At 55.6% G+C, this 15804-nt stretch carries 14 protein-coding genes; 6 read left to right on the top strand and 8 right to left on the bottom strand.

Annotated elements, in window-relative coordinates:
• Window position 1: 1 nt before the first annotated feature.
• Window positions 2-454 (bottom strand): GNAT family N-acetyltransferase, encoded by a 453-nt coding sequence (locus GE278_00295; GenBank protein ID QLK59319.1) that lies wholly within the window; start codon window positions 452-454, stop codon window positions 2-4.
• 83 nt (window positions 455-537) lie between these two features.
• On the opposite strand from GE278_00295, the gene benE reads away from it, so the two are divergent.
• The 5 genes from benE (at window position 538) to GE278_00270 (ending at window position 5201) form a co-directional block, all read left to right on the top strand.
• Window positions 538-1719, top strand: a complete 1182-nt coding sequence (benE, locus tag GE278_00290; GenBank protein QLK59318.1) for a benzoate/H(+) symporter BenE family transporter — start codon at window positions 538-540, stop codon at window positions 1717-1719.
• A 133-nt stretch (window positions 1720-1852) separates the two neighbouring features.
• On the top strand, window positions 1853-2884 hold the full coding sequence (locus tag GE278_00285) for an alcohol dehydrogenase catalytic domain-containing protein (protein QLK59317.1): 1032 nt from the start codon (window positions 1853-1855) through the stop codon (window positions 2882-2884).
• 95 nt (window positions 2885-2979) lie between these two features.
• Window positions 2980-3576, top strand: a complete 597-nt coding sequence (locus tag GE278_00280; GenBank protein QLK59316.1) for a DJ-1 family protein — start codon at window positions 2980-2982, stop codon at window positions 3574-3576.
• Between the two features lie 119 nt (window positions 3577-3695).
• A complete protein-coding gene (locus GE278_00275) occupies window positions 3696-4250 on the top strand; it encodes an isochorismatase family protein (protein ID QLK59315.1) in 555 nt (184 codons plus the stop codon).
• Between the two features lie 36 nt (window positions 4251-4286).
• Window positions 4287-5201, top strand: coding sequence for a helix-turn-helix domain-containing protein (locus tag GE278_00270; protein QLK59314.1), 915 nt, complete (start codon window positions 4287-4289; stop codon window positions 5199-5201).
• 6 nt (window positions 5202-5207) lie between these two features.
• On the opposite strand, the gene GE278_00265 is transcribed toward GE278_00270, so the two are convergent.
• On the bottom strand, window positions 5208-6203 hold the full coding sequence (locus GE278_00265) for an acyltransferase family protein (protein QLK59313.1): 996 nt from the start codon (window positions 6201-6203) through the stop codon (window positions 5208-5210).
• A gap of 236 nt (window positions 6204-6439) precedes the next feature.
• Here GE278_00265 and GE278_00260 point away from each other — a divergent pair, with 236 nt between their 5' ends.
• A complete protein-coding gene (locus GE278_00260; GenBank protein ID QLK59312.1) occupies window positions 6440-7678 on the top strand; it encodes an MdfA family multidrug efflux MFS transporter in 1239 nt (412 codons plus the stop codon).
• Between the two features lie 137 nt (window positions 7679-7815).
• Here GE278_00260 and GE278_00255 read toward each other — a convergent pair whose 3' ends face one another.
• The 6 genes from GE278_00255 to fdnG form a co-directional block, all read right to left on the bottom strand.
• On the bottom strand, window positions 7816-9354 hold the full coding sequence (locus GE278_00255) for an aldehyde dehydrogenase family protein (protein QLK59311.1): 1539 nt from the start codon (window positions 9352-9354) through the stop codon (window positions 7816-7818).
• Between the two features lie 101 nt (window positions 9355-9455).
• Window positions 9456-10097: a glutathione S-transferase gene (locus GE278_00250; GenBank protein ID QLK59310.1), complete on the bottom strand. Its 642-nt coding sequence runs from the start codon at window positions 10095-10097 to the stop codon at window positions 9456-9458.
• Between the two features lie 89 nt (window positions 10098-10186).
• On the bottom strand, window positions 10187-11116 hold the full coding sequence (gene fdhE / locus GE278_00245) for a formate dehydrogenase accessory protein FdhE (protein ID QLK59309.1): 930 nt from the start codon (window positions 11114-11116) through the stop codon (window positions 10187-10189).
• On the bottom strand, window positions 11113-11766 hold the full coding sequence (gene fdoI, locus GE278_00240) for a formate dehydrogenase cytochrome b556 subunit (GenBank protein ID QLK59308.1): 654 nt from the start codon (window positions 11764-11766) through the stop codon (window positions 11113-11115). The genes fdhE and fdoI overlap by 4 nt, the downstream gene beginning before the upstream one ends.
• Window positions 11763-12656 (bottom strand): formate dehydrogenase subunit beta, encoded by an 894-nt coding sequence (fdxH, locus tag GE278_00235; protein ID QLK59307.1) that lies wholly within the window; start codon window positions 12654-12656, stop codon window positions 11763-11765. The genes fdoI and fdxH overlap by 4 nt, the downstream gene beginning before the upstream one ends.
• A 12-nt stretch (window positions 12657-12668) precedes the next feature.
• On the bottom strand, window positions 12669-15716 hold the full coding sequence (fdnG, locus tag GE278_00230; GenBank protein QLK59306.1) for a formate dehydrogenase-N subunit alpha: 3048 nt from the start codon (window positions 15714-15716) through the stop codon (window positions 12669-12671).
• Window positions 15717-15804: the final 88 nt, after the last annotated feature.

The raw sequence follows: 15804 nt of genomic DNA, 5'->3' as shown, positions 1-15804 counted from the left end.
TTTAACGGATATATTTCATAAAGTTGGTCGGCTGTCCAACCCGGTCATACAGTTTGCGCGCGGTATGGTTAGTGGTTTGCGTCATCCAGTAAACGTTGGCTTTGTTAGTTTCGTCAGCGTAGGCGTACACCGCTTCAATCAGCTTCTGCCCGATCCCATGCTTGCGCGCGCTGTCATCAACGTACAAATCCTGCAAATACACCACCTGTTGCATGTGCCAGCCGTGATCGTGATTCAGGCAATTTACCAGCCCGACCAGTTTCCCCTGAATCTGCGCCACAAAGCCTAACATACCCTCGTAATCCGCGTCCGACAGGCGCCGGAACGTAAAATCAAACTGTGAAGGGTCAAGCTTCGACTGATAAAAATCGAGATAACTGCGCCACAGCGTTTCCCAGCCTTCACGGTCAGCGGGTGTTAATGGACGGATAACAATGTCATCAGATTGGCTCATGGGCTTTCTCTCTGTTAAATATATGTAATCTCCATCCAGTTTATTGCAACTGCCGTTCTTTTCGCCAGAAGGATTTTTCAGCCATGTCGTCACGTTTCAACGTCAGAGATTTAACGTTTTCGGCGGTGATCGCCGGGTTTGTCGCCGTGTTGGTCGGATATACCAGCTCGGCGGCAATTATCTTTCAGGCGGCAGAGGCGGCGGGCGCGAGTGCGACGCAAATTGGCGGCTGGCTGAGTATGCTCGGCCTCGGTATGGGCGTGACCAGTATCGGGTTGTCCTTGTATTACCGCACGCCGGTGGTGACTGCGTGGTCGACGCCCGGCGCGGCGCTGCTGGTGACCAGCCTGCCCGGCACGTCGATCAACGAAGCGATTGGCGTCTTCGTGTTTGCCACCGGGCTGATTCTGCTGTGCGGCGTCACCGGGTTATTCGCCAGACTGATGCATTACATTCCACAAGCGCTCTCGGCCGCGATGCTCGGGGGTATTCTGCTGCGGTTCGGTCTGAATGCTTTCACGTCACTGCAAAGCAATTTCGCGCTGGCGGGGACGATGTGCCTGGTTTATCTGCTGGCTAAACGGGCTCTGCCGCGTTATGCCGTGGTGCTCGCGCTGGCCGCAGGGCTTATCATCGCCGGATTACAGGGTGATATTGCCCTGCACGGCCAGACACTGACCTTTGCCACGCCGGAATTCGTGATGCCGCATTTCACGCTCTCCTCGATTATCGGTATCGGCATTCCTTTCTTCGTCGTCACGATGGCTTCGCAAAACGCACCGGGTATTGCCACGCTGAAAGCGCATGGTTACAACCTGCCGGTTTCGCCGTTAATTTCATGGACTGCGCTGACAGCGCTGATTCTTGCACCCTTCGGTGGTTTTACCGTCTGTATCGCCGCCATTACCGCCGCCATTTGCATGGGTGAAGATATTCACCCCGATCCGAAAAAGCGTTACATGGCCGCTGTCGCCGCGGGCGGGTTTTATCTGATTGCCGGTGTGTTTGGCGGGTCGATTGGCATGGTCTTTACCGCGCTGCCTGAAGCACTGATCCACACCATTGCCGGTCTGGCGTTGCTCGGCACTATTGCCGGGAGTCTGTATCGTGCGCTGGAAAACGAACAGCAGCGCGACGCGGCCATCATCACGTTTCTGATCACCGCCTCCGGCGTAACGTTACTCGGTGTCGGATCGGCATTCTGGGGGCTGCTCGGCGGCGTGATCACCCATCTTATCCTGAGTATTCCGGCGCGAAAAAGATGAGTCTGTTCAAGTTATGGGTAACAGGTTTTCGTAACACGGTACAAAGTGATGACGATCACATTTTCTGCCGCCCAAACGCTCTTTACTGGGGACGATCAGGCAGACCACGCCCCCTTTAAAGAGTGAGAAATCCATGACTATTGCCACGCAATCCTGCGTCGTGACCGGGAAAAAAGACGTTTCGGTGATCGACCAGACCATCGACTACACAGGCCAGGGCACTTTGGTGAAAATTACCCGCGGCGGCATCTGCGGCTCCGATCTGCATTATTACGAACATGGCGCGGTCGGTGATTTCAAAGTGCGCGAAGCGATGGTGCTCGGCCATGAAGTGGTCGGCGTGGTGGAGAAATCTGATAACCCGCGCTTGCAGCCCGGCCAGAAAGTGGCACTGAACCCCAGCAAGCCGTGCAAAACCTGTAAATACTGCCTGTCTGGCGACGAAAACCAGTGCACAACCATGAAGTTTTTCGGCAGTGCCATGTATTTTCCACACATCAACGGCGCGTTTACGCAGTACAAAATCGTCGACAGCGAGCAGTGCATTCCTTACGACAATCAGGTCAGCGACCGGCTAATGGTTTTCGCCGAACCGCTGGCCGTTGCCATTCACGCGGTGAATCAGGCCGGTGATGTGCGTGGCAAAACGGTATTTGTGTCCGGCGTCGGGCCGATTGGATGCCTCATCGTACTGGCGGCGAAAGCCAAAGGCGCGGCACAGATTGTCGTCACCGACCCAAGCGAACGCTGCCGCACGCTGGCACTGGCCGTCGGTGCGGACAAAGCACTGGACGCCGCACAGGGCGATTTCACCGCCTATCAGGCAGATAAGGGCTTTTTCGATGTGTCCTTCGACGCTTCCGGCCACCCTTCGTCCATCCGCCGCTGTCTGGAAGTCACACGCGCACGCGGTACGCTGGTGCAGGTCGGGATGGGTCCGGTGGTCAATGAATTCCCACTAATGTTGCTGATTGCCAAAGAAATTAACTGGGTCGGCAGCTTCCGCTTCACCGAAGAATTCAACACGGCGGTGGAGTGGCTGGCGAATAAAACTGTCGAGCCGATGCCGCTGCTCTCCGCCGAATTCCCGCAGGGCGATCTGCTGGTGGCCATGGAGTTTGCACTGGATAAATCCAAGGCCTCGAAAGTGCAGCTGGTTTTCTAACCTGCAATTTTGTGGTCTGCCACTCAACTCACAATATCAAAACATCGTTTCATTTTATTATGTCCTCTGATTTTATCATTCAGAGGACATTGATTATGGCGAAGGAAACTCCGAAAAAGCAGGTTGCCCTGTTGCTGGCAGACGGATTTGAAGAAGGCGAAGCGGTGATTGTGCTCGATATTCTCGAGCGACTGGAGATTCAGGTCACCACACTGGCGTGCCAAAAAAGCCAGACGCTACGCAGTTATCATGGTATTCAGATGCAGGCCAATGAACTGCTGAGTGCGCAGGGCGACCGTTTTTTTGACGCGGTGGTGATGCCCGGAGGTCCGGAAGGCTCCGTGGCGCTGGCCGCAAGCCGGGAAGTCGTGGAGTTTGTCCGGCGCCACGACGAGGCCGGTAAACTGATTTGTCCGCTCTGTTCCGCCGCTGCGCGCGTGCTCGGAGGTAACGGCCTGCTGAAAGGGCGTCGCTACGTCTGTTCCGGGGATTTATACAAAGACGTCAAAGACGGCGTTTACGTGAATCAGTCCTTCGTCGAAGACGGCAATCTGCTGAGCGGTAAAGGATTAGGACTGGCCTTTGATTTCGCCTTCCAGCTGGCGTACCGCCTGACCGGCAACGCCGAAGCCACCGATTTTCAGGCCGATCACATTGATTATCACCACTGGCGCGCCAACCAAAAAATCTGATCGTTTTCGGCGGACGGCGCAGGTCGTCCGCTCTGGTCAGCATCATGTCCGTTTTTGGCATTCCGTCGCCTCTTTTTCAGGCGCACACTGGTTTTACACTGACCTGATGGAGTCCGAAAATGACAAAAAGCGCCCTGCTAAATATCGACGTACAACGTTCGTTTGAGCACAAAGATTTCTGGCAGCAGGATGATTTACCGGCTTTCAGTGAGGCGTTAACCCGCCTCATTGACGGTTGCCAGACACGCAATGTTCCGGTCGTGGATGTGTTTCACGTTAACGCAGAAGGCGTGTTCTCGCTGTCGTCCGGGCTGGTCACGCCGATGACATTCCTGCGCCATACGCCGCAAAAAACCGTTCATAAACACGTACACAACGCGCTGCTGGATTCCGGGCTGGACGCATGGCTGCGAGAAGAAGGCATTACACACCTGATTATCGCCGGGATGCGCACGGAACAGTGCTGCGAAACGACGACACGCGTAGCGTCGGACATTAGCTACAATGTGACGTTCGTGACAGAAGCGACGATGACGTTTCCGATGACGCACGCCAGCGGCAAGGTGTTCACCACTGATTCCATCAAACGTCATACCGAACTGGTGCTGGCCGATCGCTTCGCCACTATCACCAGCGTGGACGGCGCACTGGCGGAACTCGACCGGGCTGTGTGAAGATATGCTTTTGTGCGAACGGGAAAATGAAACGATATGCAGCGAAATGTCTACTTTATGACGCTACCAGGCGTGATGTCGTTAGATCTGACCGGTCCGGCGGAAGCGCTGCGGCTGGCCGGGCAATTTCAGCTGCACTACATCGGCCCGCAGCCGGAAGTGATGATGTCCACCGGGCTGACGGTATCCCATTTGCAGCCGCTGCCAGAAAGTCTGCCGCAAGGCAGTATTTTGATTATGCCGGGCGTGGCCGAATCGGCTGAAAACTTTACCTCACCGGTTGCGCAGACCGCCTGTGACTGGCTGCGTCAGCGAAAAAGTGCCATAGAAAAAGGCCACGTCACGCTGGTATGCATTTGCTCGGGCAGCCTGCTGGCCGGAAAAGCCGGGTTGCTGGATGGTTATCAATGCACAACGCACCATGACGTGATCGACCGTTTACGCCAGCAGGTGCCCACCGCGCAGGTGAAAGATAACCGGATATTTGTCGAAGACCGCTTCGTGCTGACCAGTGCAGGCATCAGCGCCGGTATCGATCTGGCGTTGCACCTTATCGCCACGCATTCAGGGCCACAGGCCGCGCTGGACGTCGCCCGCGAAATGGTGGTCTATTTCCGCCGCAGCGGCGATGACCCGCAACTCTCTCCGTGGCTGCGTTACCGCAATCACCTGCATCCCGCCGTCCACCGCGCACAAAACCTGATGGCTGCCGAGCCGGAATCACCGTGGCAGGTGGAAGACGTCGCCGCGCGGGCGCACATCAGCGGTCGCCACCTGACGCGCCTGTTCCGCCAGCATCTGGGCATCAGCGTGCGCGATTACCACGAGCAACTGCGTATCGCCATCGCGCAACAGCGTATTCAGCAAGGCGCAGGCGTCGAAAAAGCCGCGCTGGCCGCCGGTTTTTCATCGGCCAGACAATTCAGGCGGGCGCAGGAACGGTGGGAGTAACGCCCCTCAACTCACCCAATTCCGCCGATCCACCTTCCCCAGCAGCATCGCCAACCCTAAACCGCCCCCCAGACCCCAGATAAACAGGAACGCGACGTTCAGCAACGGATATTGCGGGAAATCGAGGTGGCGACTACGCAGGGCGATGATGATCAGCGCATGAAATCCGTAGATAGCCAGAGAATGCCGGGAGATCAGGCCAAAACCTGGCAGAATGTGATCAGATAACGCATTTTTGAAGGTCACAAACAACGCCATCGCCGAGATAAACACCAGTGGCCCGCTGTAGACGTAAAAAGTATCGGCAAAGTTCTGATTGATCTGCATCTGACGGTATGTGCCTGCGGCAATCGCCAGTGTGCTGAGAAGGAAAATGGCGGCAGCAGCCAGCGTAATACCGGGCTTTCGGGTATCGAGCTGGCTGATGGCGCGCCCCATGAGGGCGTAGAGGACGTAATAAAACGTATCGCCGCCGATGTACAGATCCAGAGGGAAAAGGTGGATTTTCTGCCAGGTGAGCGCCGGAAGCTGCGGATTCGCCAGCACGCCGAGCAGGATCCCGGCGATCAGCAGATATTTACCGGAGACGGCTTTGACATGAATCAGCGGAGAAAGCAGGTAGATCACGATGATCGCGTAGAAGAACCAAAGGTGATAAAACACCGGTTTTTCCACTATCAGCCGCAGAGACGGCCAAAATCCGATTTTTGTCATGGTGAGGATATAGAGCAATGAAACGGCGCTGTAAAACAACAGGCATAGCGTGACACGAAGAAAATGACGTTGCTGTGCGCTTTTTTCACCAAAGAATAACGCCCCGGAAATCATGAAGAACACCGGTACACAGACACGCGACGCCGAATTTAGCAGGTTTGCCACGGTCCACTCCGCCGTATGTACCGCAGCGAAATTGACCACCAGCGAGGTGCTGGCATGGACCATCACTACCATCATGCAGGCGAGCGCACGCAGATTATCGATCCAGCTTATTTTTTCGCTCATTACCCGCAAATTCCTTCCCGTTGATGTACTGTTTGCAGCCTATCCAGCTTTCTGACGGCTAACAAGCCAAAAGTGCCATTCTCAGATTGTGCTGAACGTGGATCAGAAGATTGCACCGCGCTCAAAAAATGGGCAAAATAGCCGCCATTACTGCCTCGCTTGCGAAACCCGCCCGGACAGTCTCTACTATTTCGCTAATTTTCAAACGATTAGCCTCAGTTTGTGAAATAACAAAAATGCATAATTCTCCAAATACTGCGTCCCTTCTGGGGCGACAGGCGCTTCTGTTCCCTCTGTGTCTGGTGCTGTTCGAGTTTGCGACCTATATCGGCAACGATATGATCCAACCCGGCATGCTGGCTGTCGTGGCCAATTTCAATGCCGGTGAAGAGTGGGTGCCTACCTCGATGACCGCGTATCTTGCTGGCGGGATGTTCCTGCAATGGCTGCTCGGGCCACTGTCTGACCGCCGCGGACGTCGTCCGGTCATGCTTACCGGCGTCATCTTTTTTATCATCACCTGTCTGGCGATTTTGTTCGTGCAGAACATTGAACAGTTTATGGTGATGCGTTTTCTGCAAGGCATCAGCCTGTGCTTTATCGGCGCGGTGGGTTATGCCGCAATACAGGAGTCCTTCGAGGAATCGGTATGTATTAAAATCACCGCGATGATGGCGAACGTGGCGTTGATAGCTCCGCTGCTCGGCCCGCTGGCCGGGGCTGCGCTGATCCACGTCGCACCGTGGCAGCTGATGTTCGTGATTTTTGCCGGACTCGCCGCCATCGCGCTGTGGGGACTGTGGAAATCGATGCCGGAAACCGCGTCGCGCCTCGGCGAACCCTTCTCCATGCCAAGTCTGCTGCGCGATTACAAACACGTGCTGAAGAACCGTCAGTTCGTGTGTGGCGCACTGGCGATCGGTTTTGCCAGCCTGCCGCTGTTGACGTGGATTGCACAGTCGCCGGTCATTTTAATCAGCGGTGAGGGCCTGTCGACCTACGATTACGGCCTGTTGCAGGTGCCAATTTTTGGCGCACTGATCGTCGGTAACGTTACGCTGGCGCGTCTGTCCGGCAAACGCACGGTGGAATATCTGATCAAACTGGGCGCTGGCCCAATGGTGGCAGGCCTGCTGATCGCCGCCGCCGCGACATTAGTTTCCTCCCACGCTTATCTGTGGATGACCGCCGGTCTGAGCCTTTACGCTTTCGGAATCGGGGTAGCGAATGCCGGTTTGTACCGCCTGACACTGTTCTCCAGCGACATGAGTAAGGGCACTGTGTCTGCGGCGATGGGTGTCATCAGTATGATGATTTTCACGCTGGGGATAGAGCTTGCAAAAGTGGCTTACGTCGAAGGCGGTGCGGGGATGTTCAATATGTTCAACCTGTTAAGCGGCCTTTCGTGGCTCGCCCTGGTGGTGGTTTTCCTGCGCAGCCGTCAGGTAGTGATGCCGCCGAATGGCGTGATCTGATACTAAAAACGCCAACAACGCAGATGCCGGGGCGTTATTGGCGACTGCACGCAAAAACCGGAGCGTACACAGAGTACGTGAGGATTCTGTGTACAGCTCCGGTTCAAAATACCAGGCAAAATAGCCCCGTTAAAGCATCAGAACAGCCCCATCGGTTTGCTTGAGTAAGACACCAGCAGACATTTCGTTTGCTGGTAGTGATCCAACATCATTTTATGCGTTTCACGGCCAAGACCTGACTGTTTGTAGCCACCGAAAGCGGCGTGTGCCGGATAGGCGTGGTAACAGTTGGTCCAGACGCGTCCTGCCTGAATGTTACGCCCCATGTGATACGCCACGTTGCCGTCGCGGCTCCAGACGCCTGCGCCCAGTCCGTATGCGGTGTCGTTGGCGATTTGCAGCGCTTCATCCATATCTTTAAACGTCGTCACTGCCAGTACCGGCCCGAAGATTTCTTCCTGGAAGACACGCATGTTGTTTTTACCCAGCAAAATGGTCGGTTGCAGGTAATAACCTTCGTTAAGCGAGCCTTCCAGTTTTTTCTTCGCGCCGCCGGTCAGGACTTCCGCGCCCTCTTTTTTACCGATTTCGATGTAATCCAGAATAGTTTTCATCTGTCCGGCAGAGACCTGTGCGCCCATCTGCGTTTCCATGTCCAGTGGGTTGCCGGTTTTGATGGCCTCAACGCGTTTAATAGCGCGTTCCATAAAGCGTTCGTAGATAGACTCCTGCACCAGCGCGCGGCTCGGGCAGGTACAGACTTCGCCCTGATTGAAGGCGAACAGCGCGAAGCCTTCCAGCGCTTTATCGAAAAATTCGTCTTCTTTATCCATCACGTCAGCGAAGAAAATGTTTGGCGATTTGCCGCCCAGTTCCAGGGTGGCCGGGATCAGGTTTTGCGCGGCGTAACCGGCGATTTGCTGGCCAACCTCGGTCGAGCCGGTAAACGCGACTTTGGCGATGCGTTTGGAGGTCGCCAGATATTCGCCGATTTCACCGCCCGCGCCGTTGACCACGTTAATGACGCCCGGCGGCAGGATGTCCTGCACCAGTTCCATCAGCAGCAATACGGAAAGCGGCGTCAGTTTGGCCGGTTTGAGGACGATACAGTTACCGGCAGCCAGGGCTGGTGCCATTTTCCAGCACGCCATCAGCAGCGGGAAATTCCACGGGATGATTTGCGCCACGACGCCCAGCGGTTCGTGGAAATGATAGGCGACCGTTTCGCTGTCGATTTCGCTGATCCCGCCTTCCTGTGCCCGGATACAGGACGCGAAATAGCGGAAGTGGTCGATGGCCAGCGGTACATCCGCGCCGCTGGTTTCACGGATCGGTTTTCCATTATCCCAGGTTTCGGCGTTGGCCAGCAGTTCGATGTTTTGTTCCATGCGATCGGCGACTTTAAGCAGTAAATTCGCCCGCTGCTGCACCGGCATTTTGCCCCATTCCCCTTTGGCATTATGCGCGGCATCCAGCGCCAGCTCGATGTCATCAGTGCTGGAGCTCGCCACTTTGCACAGTACTTCGCCGGTCACCGGCGTCAGGTTGTCGTAATATTCGTTTTTCACCGGCGCTACCCATTCACCGCCAATGAAGTTTTCATATTGTTTTTTGAGTTGGAGCGGGAAACCGTATTCCCCCGGTTTAACGGCATGAGGATTTTTATCATAAGCCATGATCGGACTCCTTTATGCAGCAGGTTTTAGCAATGCGCTGCATAAAGCGTAGGCTCAGAACGCTTATCGGGTGGGATGTAAAGAGAACTCTTCGAGCGGCCTCACACCTTTTTTAATGCAAAGCTGGCGTTACCGCTTCCGGGGGGAGTGGTGCGCGCAAAACTCTCGCGCTGGAACAGGCGTTCGACCAATTTAATCAGCTCCGGACGCTCGACACACCAGCCCGGTGCGATGCGGCGGAAGTTTATGTAACCCAGCGAGCAGGCGACGGCGATATCGGCCACGTTGAGACTTTCAGAATTGAGCAGCGCGCGTTTTTCGGCGAGTTTTTCCAGCGCGTCCAGCCCACGCAGCAGCTTTTCCCGCTGGCGTAAAACCCAGGCTTCGTTACGTTTATCCGGATCGCGTCTGCCTTCCAGCACCAGCGCCACGGCGGCGTCGGTGACGCCATCGGCCAGCGCTTCGATTTGTTTTACCCGCAGGGCTTCCAGCGGCTGCCACGGCAACAACGTCGGGGCGACGTTCATCAGCTCGATGAACTGGACAATGATCGGGGAATCGTAAAACACTTCGCCGTCGTCGGTGACCAGCGCGGGGACTTTGCCGAGCGGATTAAACTGGGTGATTTTACAGCCCGGCTCGTGCGGTATGTCATTGATAAAATCGAACGAGATACCCTTTTCCAGCAACATCACGGAAATTTTGCGCACATACGGGCTGGTATAGCTGCCAATCAACTTCATCAAACCCTCCACGTTTCACCGAAACCTCTATTAAACCTAGCAGCCGCACGCCTTTCTTTCCATCACACGGCGGCCGCCAGATTCAGAGATTACTGCGCGGGAAACAGAAACGGATTGATGCCGCTGCCAGTGAAGCCCTTTTCTTCCATACGATCGTCAAGTAACAACGTGGCGAGATCGTCCGCGACCGCCTCGGCCTGCGGGTCTTTTTCCTGATAGATGACTTTCAGGTAAGCGCCACAGTCGTCGCAGGTTTCGGCTTTCACCGCCGCCTGTTGGTCATCCACAGTTCCGTCCGACACCGACCAATAGTGCAGATTTCCCATCTCGTCGCAGTTGCTGCATTTGGCGCGCACGACGTGCCATTCGCTTTCGCACAAATTGCAGTGCAGATAACGCAGGCCGCTGATGGTGCCCATCGCTATCACACCCGACACCGGCACACTGCCGCAGACCGGACAGAACTGACGGTTTTCGCCGTAATCTGCGCGCCCGACGCCACGCAGCTGCGCTGCCATTTGCGCCCAGTACAGCGACAGCGCGGCCCAGATAAACGGCGCATGATCGGCAGGAACCGGTTTGAAATCCTGATTCAGCAGCTGCGTCGCCATCATTTCGCGTTGCAAGCTCGGCGCCTGTTCCAGGCGTTCGAGCACGGCCTGTACCGGGCCGGAGGACTGCGGTTTAAGCACGGCGATCAGCGCATCCAGCAACCGCAGCCAGTGCGGCGTACGGGGAAACAAATGGCAATCGAGCGGCGGTTTTCCAGCGGCTTTTTGCAATTCTTTGCTGAGATCGATATTCAGCGGAAACTCCGCCAGCACACGTTGCTGCGCTTCGCACACAGATGCTGCAAAGTTCAGATATCCGTCCAGCGGGCTATCTTCTGCCAGCTTGCGCAGGCGATCGGCACGGCGCTGATACAAAGTGTTGAGGTTGGCGAACAGCACCGGCGGGATGTTCCCCGCCGTTTTTTTGCCGTCGGCCAGTTCGTCCTGAGGGACAATCTGGATACTCATCCGGCTTTCCTCTCGTCTTCGTCTTTTTGCTTCTGTTTCGCCAGCTCTTCGCGATACCAGCGTGGATGGTGGTACTTCGCCCAGGACGCCGGCACTTTACCGCCGGTCATCGCATCGATGGAACCTTTCGCCCACGTCGCGGCGTAGACGTGCATGATGATGACCAGAATCAGGCCAATACCGGCCAGCGAATGCACCAGCAGGGCGACACGAATCAGCGGGATAGGAAAGAAATCCGCAAACCACGGACGCCAGATAATGACGCCGCTGGCCATCAGCAGAACCAGGCAGCTGATCGCTGCCCAGAACACGCATTTCTGACCAAAGTTGTAGCGGCCTGTATCGCCCACTTCATGGTTGGTCAGCACCTTGTCGATATTTTTCGCCCAGACCAGATCGTCTTTTTCCGGCAGATTATGCTTCCAGTAGCGGAAGAACATCCCGAGGAACGAGACGAACATCACCACGCCAAAGAACGGATGAAGAATGCGCGCCAGCTGCGGCGTGCCGTAAACATTCATCAGCCAGTTAAAAGACGGAAAAAAGAACCCCAGACCGCTGAGCGCCAGCGATACAAAACAAAAAGCCACGGTCCAGTGATTGAGGCGTTCCAGCAGGTTGTAGCGTTGGATCATTTTCTCTTTTTTCATGGCTTTTTCTCCTCGTCATCGTGCTCTTCTTCCTCTTTCACATAGTTCGGGCCTACGCCGAGGAAATGGAAAGCGGCAGCAGCAAAGGTCACAGCAAATCCGACGGCTGCGAGAGGTTTCCAGACACCTTTCCATAACGTTACTGCCGGACTGATCGCCGGGTCTTTCGGCAGACCGTGATACAGCTCCGGTTTGTCGGCGTGGTGCAACACGTACATGACGTGTGTGCCGCCGACGCCCGGCGGATCGTACAATCCTGCATGCTCAAACCCACGCCCCTGTAGCTCGCTGACGCGCTCTGCGGCGAGATATTTCATCTCCTCTTTGGTGCCAAAGTGAATCGCACCGGTCGGGCAGGTTTTCACGCAGGCCGGTTCCTGACCTACGCTCACGCGGTCAACGCACAGCGTGCATTTATAAGCACGGTTATCCTGTTTGTTGATGCGCGGAACGTTGAACGGGCAACCGGCGATGCAGTAACCGCAGCCGATGCAGTGTTCAGACTGAAAATCGACGATGCCGTTAGCGTATTGCAGGATCGCGCCTTCCGCCGGGCAGGCTTTCAGGCAGCCCGGATCGGCGCAGTGCATACAGCCGTCTTTGCGGATCAGCCATTCCAGTTTGCCGTTCTCCTCGACTTCAGAGAACCGCATCACCGTCCAGGATTTCGCACTGAGATCCATCGGGTTGTCATACACGCCGGTATTGATGCCGACGTCATCACGCAGGTCGTTCCATTCGGAACAGGCGACCTGACAGCCTTTACAACCGATGCAGGTGGTGACGTCGATAAGCTTCGCCACTTCCTGCTGATGATCGCGGGCACGCGGCGCTGGTGTGAACCCATTGGTTGCGGACTTACGAAGTATGTCCTGAGATTGCATTGCCATAATTCGCCTCCGTTAAACCTTTTCCACGTTAACCAGGAACGCCTTAAACTCCGGCGTTTGCGAGTTAGCGTCACCGACTGACGGCGTCAGCGTATTGGCTAAATAGCCTTTACGCGTTGCGCCTTCAAAACCCCAGTGGCAAGGGATGCCAATGGTCTCGACGTGTTTTCCGTCGATGGTCAGCGGGCGGATGCGTTTGGTCACCACGGCTTTCGCCACGATGAAACCGCGCTTCGAAGACACTCTGACTTCATCACCCTGCGCAATACCTTTCGAGGCGGCCAGACCTTCTCCGATCTCTATAAACTGTTCAGGCTGCGCGATGGCGTTCAGCAGCGCGTGCTTGGTCCAGTGACGGAACAATTCGGTGATCGAATACGTGGTGGCGATGTAGGGAAAATCTTTCGCCGTCCCCATATTCGGCACATCGCTGGCAAAAATACGCGCGACCGGGTTGGAAATAACATTCGGGTGCAACGGATTGGTGCCAATCGGCGATTCGATCGGTTCGTAATGCTCAGGGAACGGACCGTCGGCCATTTTGTCCACAGAGAACAGGCGTCCGACGCCTTCCTGCTGCATGATGAACGGTCCGACGCCAGAGCCCGGTGCAGCATTGCTGTAATCCGGGACATCGAAACCGGTCCACTTCGCGCCATCCCAGCGGATAATTTCGCGTTTTGGATCCCACGGCTGGCCCTGCGGGTCAACGGATGCACGGTTATAGAGAATGCGGCGGTTCAGCGGCCATGCCCACGCCCAGCCGGATGTACAGCCAAGACCGGACGGATCGGCATTATCGCGACGTGCCATCTGGTTACCGGCTTCGGTCCAACTGCCGGTATAAATCCAGCAGAAACTGGCGGTGGTACCATCGTTTTTCAGATGGGCAAAGGTCGAGAGTTGTTGACCTTTTTTCGCCAGCAGAGTGCCCTGATCGTCATGAATATCAGCCAGTGCTTTGCCGTTAGCTTCGCGGGCGATTTCTTCCGGCAGCGGGTCAAGCGGATCCTGATAATCCCACGCCATATTCATTACCGGCAGCGGGTTCGCGCCGCCCTCTTTCTGGTACAGCTCACGCAGTTTCATGAACAAACGGGCGATGATTTTGCCGTCGTGCAGCGCTTCACCCGGCGGCTCCGATGCCTGAAAGTGCCATTGCAGCCAGCGGCCTGAGTTCACAATCGAGCCATTTTCTTCCGCAAAACACGATGACGGCAAACGGAACACTTCGGTCTGGATATCGGCGGTCTGCACGTCATTCATCGCACCGTGGTTCTGCCAGAAGTTCGAGGACTCCGTCACCAGCGGGTCGATCACCACCATGTATTTCAGTTTTGAGAGTGCGCGCGAGGATTTGTTTTTGTCCGGGAACGCCGCCAGCGGGTTGAAACCTTGCACGATATAACCGTTCAGCTTGCCTTCGGTCATCAGCTCGGCCTGTTGCAGCACATCGTAGCTTTTGTCCCATTTTGGCAACCAGTCAAAGCCCCAATCATTCTGCGCCGTAGCGTTATCGCCCCAGAAGCTTTTCATCATACTCACGAAGAAGTTCGGCGTATTTTTCCAGAAGTTAACCTGATTTTCGACCAGCGGCCCCGGCGTGATTTGTTTGAGATAGTCGGTCAGATTAGTTTGTTTTTCAGACGGCAGCGGCATATAGCCCGGCAGGTTCAGCGAGAGCAAACCGAGATCGGTATACCCCTGAATATTCGAGTGGCCGCGCAGCGCATTGACGCCACCGCCGGGCATGCCGATATTACCGAGCAGCAGCTGAATCATTGCCGCGCAGCGGATGATTTGCGCGCCGCCGGTGTGGTGCGTCCAGCCCAGTGCATACAGGATGGTTGAGGTTTTATCGCGCGCACAGGTTTCCGCCAGAATTGAGCTTATCAGCAGGAAATCTTCTTTCGAGGTACCGCACAGGCGCTCCACCAGCTCAGGCGTATAACGGGAGACATGCTCTTTCAGCAGATTCCACACGCAGCGCGGATCCTGCAGGGTTTTATCCTGTTTCGCGAAGCCGTTTTCATCCAGCTGATAGTGCCAGCTGTCTTTGTTATAAGCTTTCTTACCGGCGTCGAAGCCGCTGAACAGTCCGTCGTTAAACGCATAATCTTCCCGCACCAGCAGGCTGGCGTTGGTGTATTCCCTGACGTATTCGGCCTGGATTTTATTATGCGTAATCAGGTAGTTGATCATGCCGAGCAGGAAGGCAGTGTCAGAACCGGCGCGGATGGGCGCGTAGATATCGGCTACGGCGGCGCTGCGGTTAAATCGCGGATCGACGACGATGACTTTGGCGTTATTTTTGGTTTTGGCCTCAATCACCCACTTGAATCCGACCGGATGCGCTTCGGCGGCGTTTCCGCCCATGATCAAAATCACGTTGGCGTTTTTGATGTCTACCCAGTTGTTGGTCATCGCACCGCGACCGAAACTCGGCGCTAAGGCGGCAACGGTCGGACCATGACAAAGACGAGCCTGACAGTCGATGGCAACCATCCCGAGTGCGCGGGTGAATTTCTGATCCAGCAGGCCGGTTTCGTTACTGGCCGCAGAAGAACAGAGCATTCCTGTGGTCAGCCAGCGATTGACCGTCACGTTGTTGTCATTTTTCTCGACGAAGTTGGCGTCGCGGTCATCTTTCATCAGGCGGGCGATACGGGAAATCGCCTCGTCCCAACTCATGCGCTGCCATTTATCAGAGCCCGGCGCGCGATATTCCGGGTATTTCAGACGTCCTTCACTGTGAATGTAATCCAGCACGCCAGCGCCTTTCGGGCACAACGAGCCACGACTGACCGGATGATCAGCGTCACCCTCGACGTGGAAAATGTTCTCAGTGACATTTTTTGCGCCGTCGCCCTGGCTGTAAATCAGCATGCCGCAACCGACTGAACAGTACGTGCAGTTATTGCGGGTTTCACGCGAACGAAGCAGCTTATACTGGCGGGTTTCCGCCAGCGCCAGTGTCGGGGTAAACCCTAATAAAGCCGCCGTGGTGCCGGCCATACCGCCTGCACATATTTTGAATAATTGTCTTCTGCTGACTTGCATGAAAGACTCCTTCCCATCATTTGTTAACACATTGCTTTTCAAATTGTCGCTTTCCGCCGCAGATGCGGAAGCGGTAAAATTTAAGCCA

The sequence above is a fragment of the Enterobacteriaceae bacterium Kacie_13 genome, from assembly GCA_013457415.1.
In the GTDB taxonomy this organism is placed as follows: domain Bacteria; phylum Pseudomonadota; class Gammaproteobacteria; order Enterobacterales; family Enterobacteriaceae; genus Rahnella.
Note: the sequence above shows the minus strand (reverse complement) of the source record. Positions and strands in the feature narration are given on the sequence as shown.

Coding starts and splice junctions, on each gene's coding strand:
- GE278_00260 (QLK59312.1), top strand. CDS start 6,440: ATGCATAATTCTCCAAATACTGCGTCCCTTCTGGGGCGACAGGCGCTT.
- GE278_00295 (QLK59319.1), bottom strand. CDS start 454: ATGAGCCAATCTGATGACATTGTTATCCGTCCATTAACACCCGCTGAC.
- GE278_00270 (QLK59314.1), top strand. CDS start 4,287: ATGCAGCGAAATGTCTACTTTATGACGCTACCAGGCGTGATGTCGTTA.
- GE278_00250 (QLK59310.1), bottom strand. CDS start 10,097: ATGAAGTTGATTGGCAGCTATACCAGCCCGTATGTGCGCAAAATTTCC.
- benE (QLK59318.1), top strand. CDS start 538: ATGTCGTCACGTTTCAACGTCAGAGATTTAACGTTTTCGGCGGTGATC.
- GE278_00285 (QLK59317.1), top strand. CDS start 1,853: ATGACTATTGCCACGCAATCCTGCGTCGTGACCGGGAAAAAAGACGTT.
- GE278_00275 (QLK59315.1), top strand. CDS start 3,696: ATGACAAAAAGCGCCCTGCTAAATATCGACGTACAACGTTCGTTTGAG.
- fdxH (QLK59307.1), bottom strand. CDS start 12,656: ATGGCAATGCAATCTCAGGACATACTTCGTAAGTCCGCAACCAATGGG.
- GE278_00265 (QLK59313.1), bottom strand. CDS start 6,203: ATGAGCGAAAAAATAAGCTGGATCGATAATCTGCGTGCGCTCGCCTGC.
- fdoI (QLK59308.1), bottom strand. CDS start 11,766: ATGAAAAAAGAGAAAATGATCCAACGCTACAACCTGCTGGAACGCCTC.
- fdhE (QLK59309.1), bottom strand. CDS start 11,116: ATGAGTATCCAGATTGTCCCTCAGGACGAACTGGCCGACGGCAAAAAA.
- GE278_00280 (QLK59316.1), top strand. CDS start 2,980: ATGGCGAAGGAAACTCCGAAAAAGCAGGTTGCCCTGTTGCTGGCAGAC.
- GE278_00255 (QLK59311.1), bottom strand. CDS start 9,354: ATGGCTTATGATAAAAATCCTCATGCCGTTAAACCGGGGGAATACGGT.
- fdnG (QLK59306.1), bottom strand. CDS start 15,716: ATGCAAGTCAGCAGAAGACAATTATTCAAAATATGTGCAGGCGGTATG.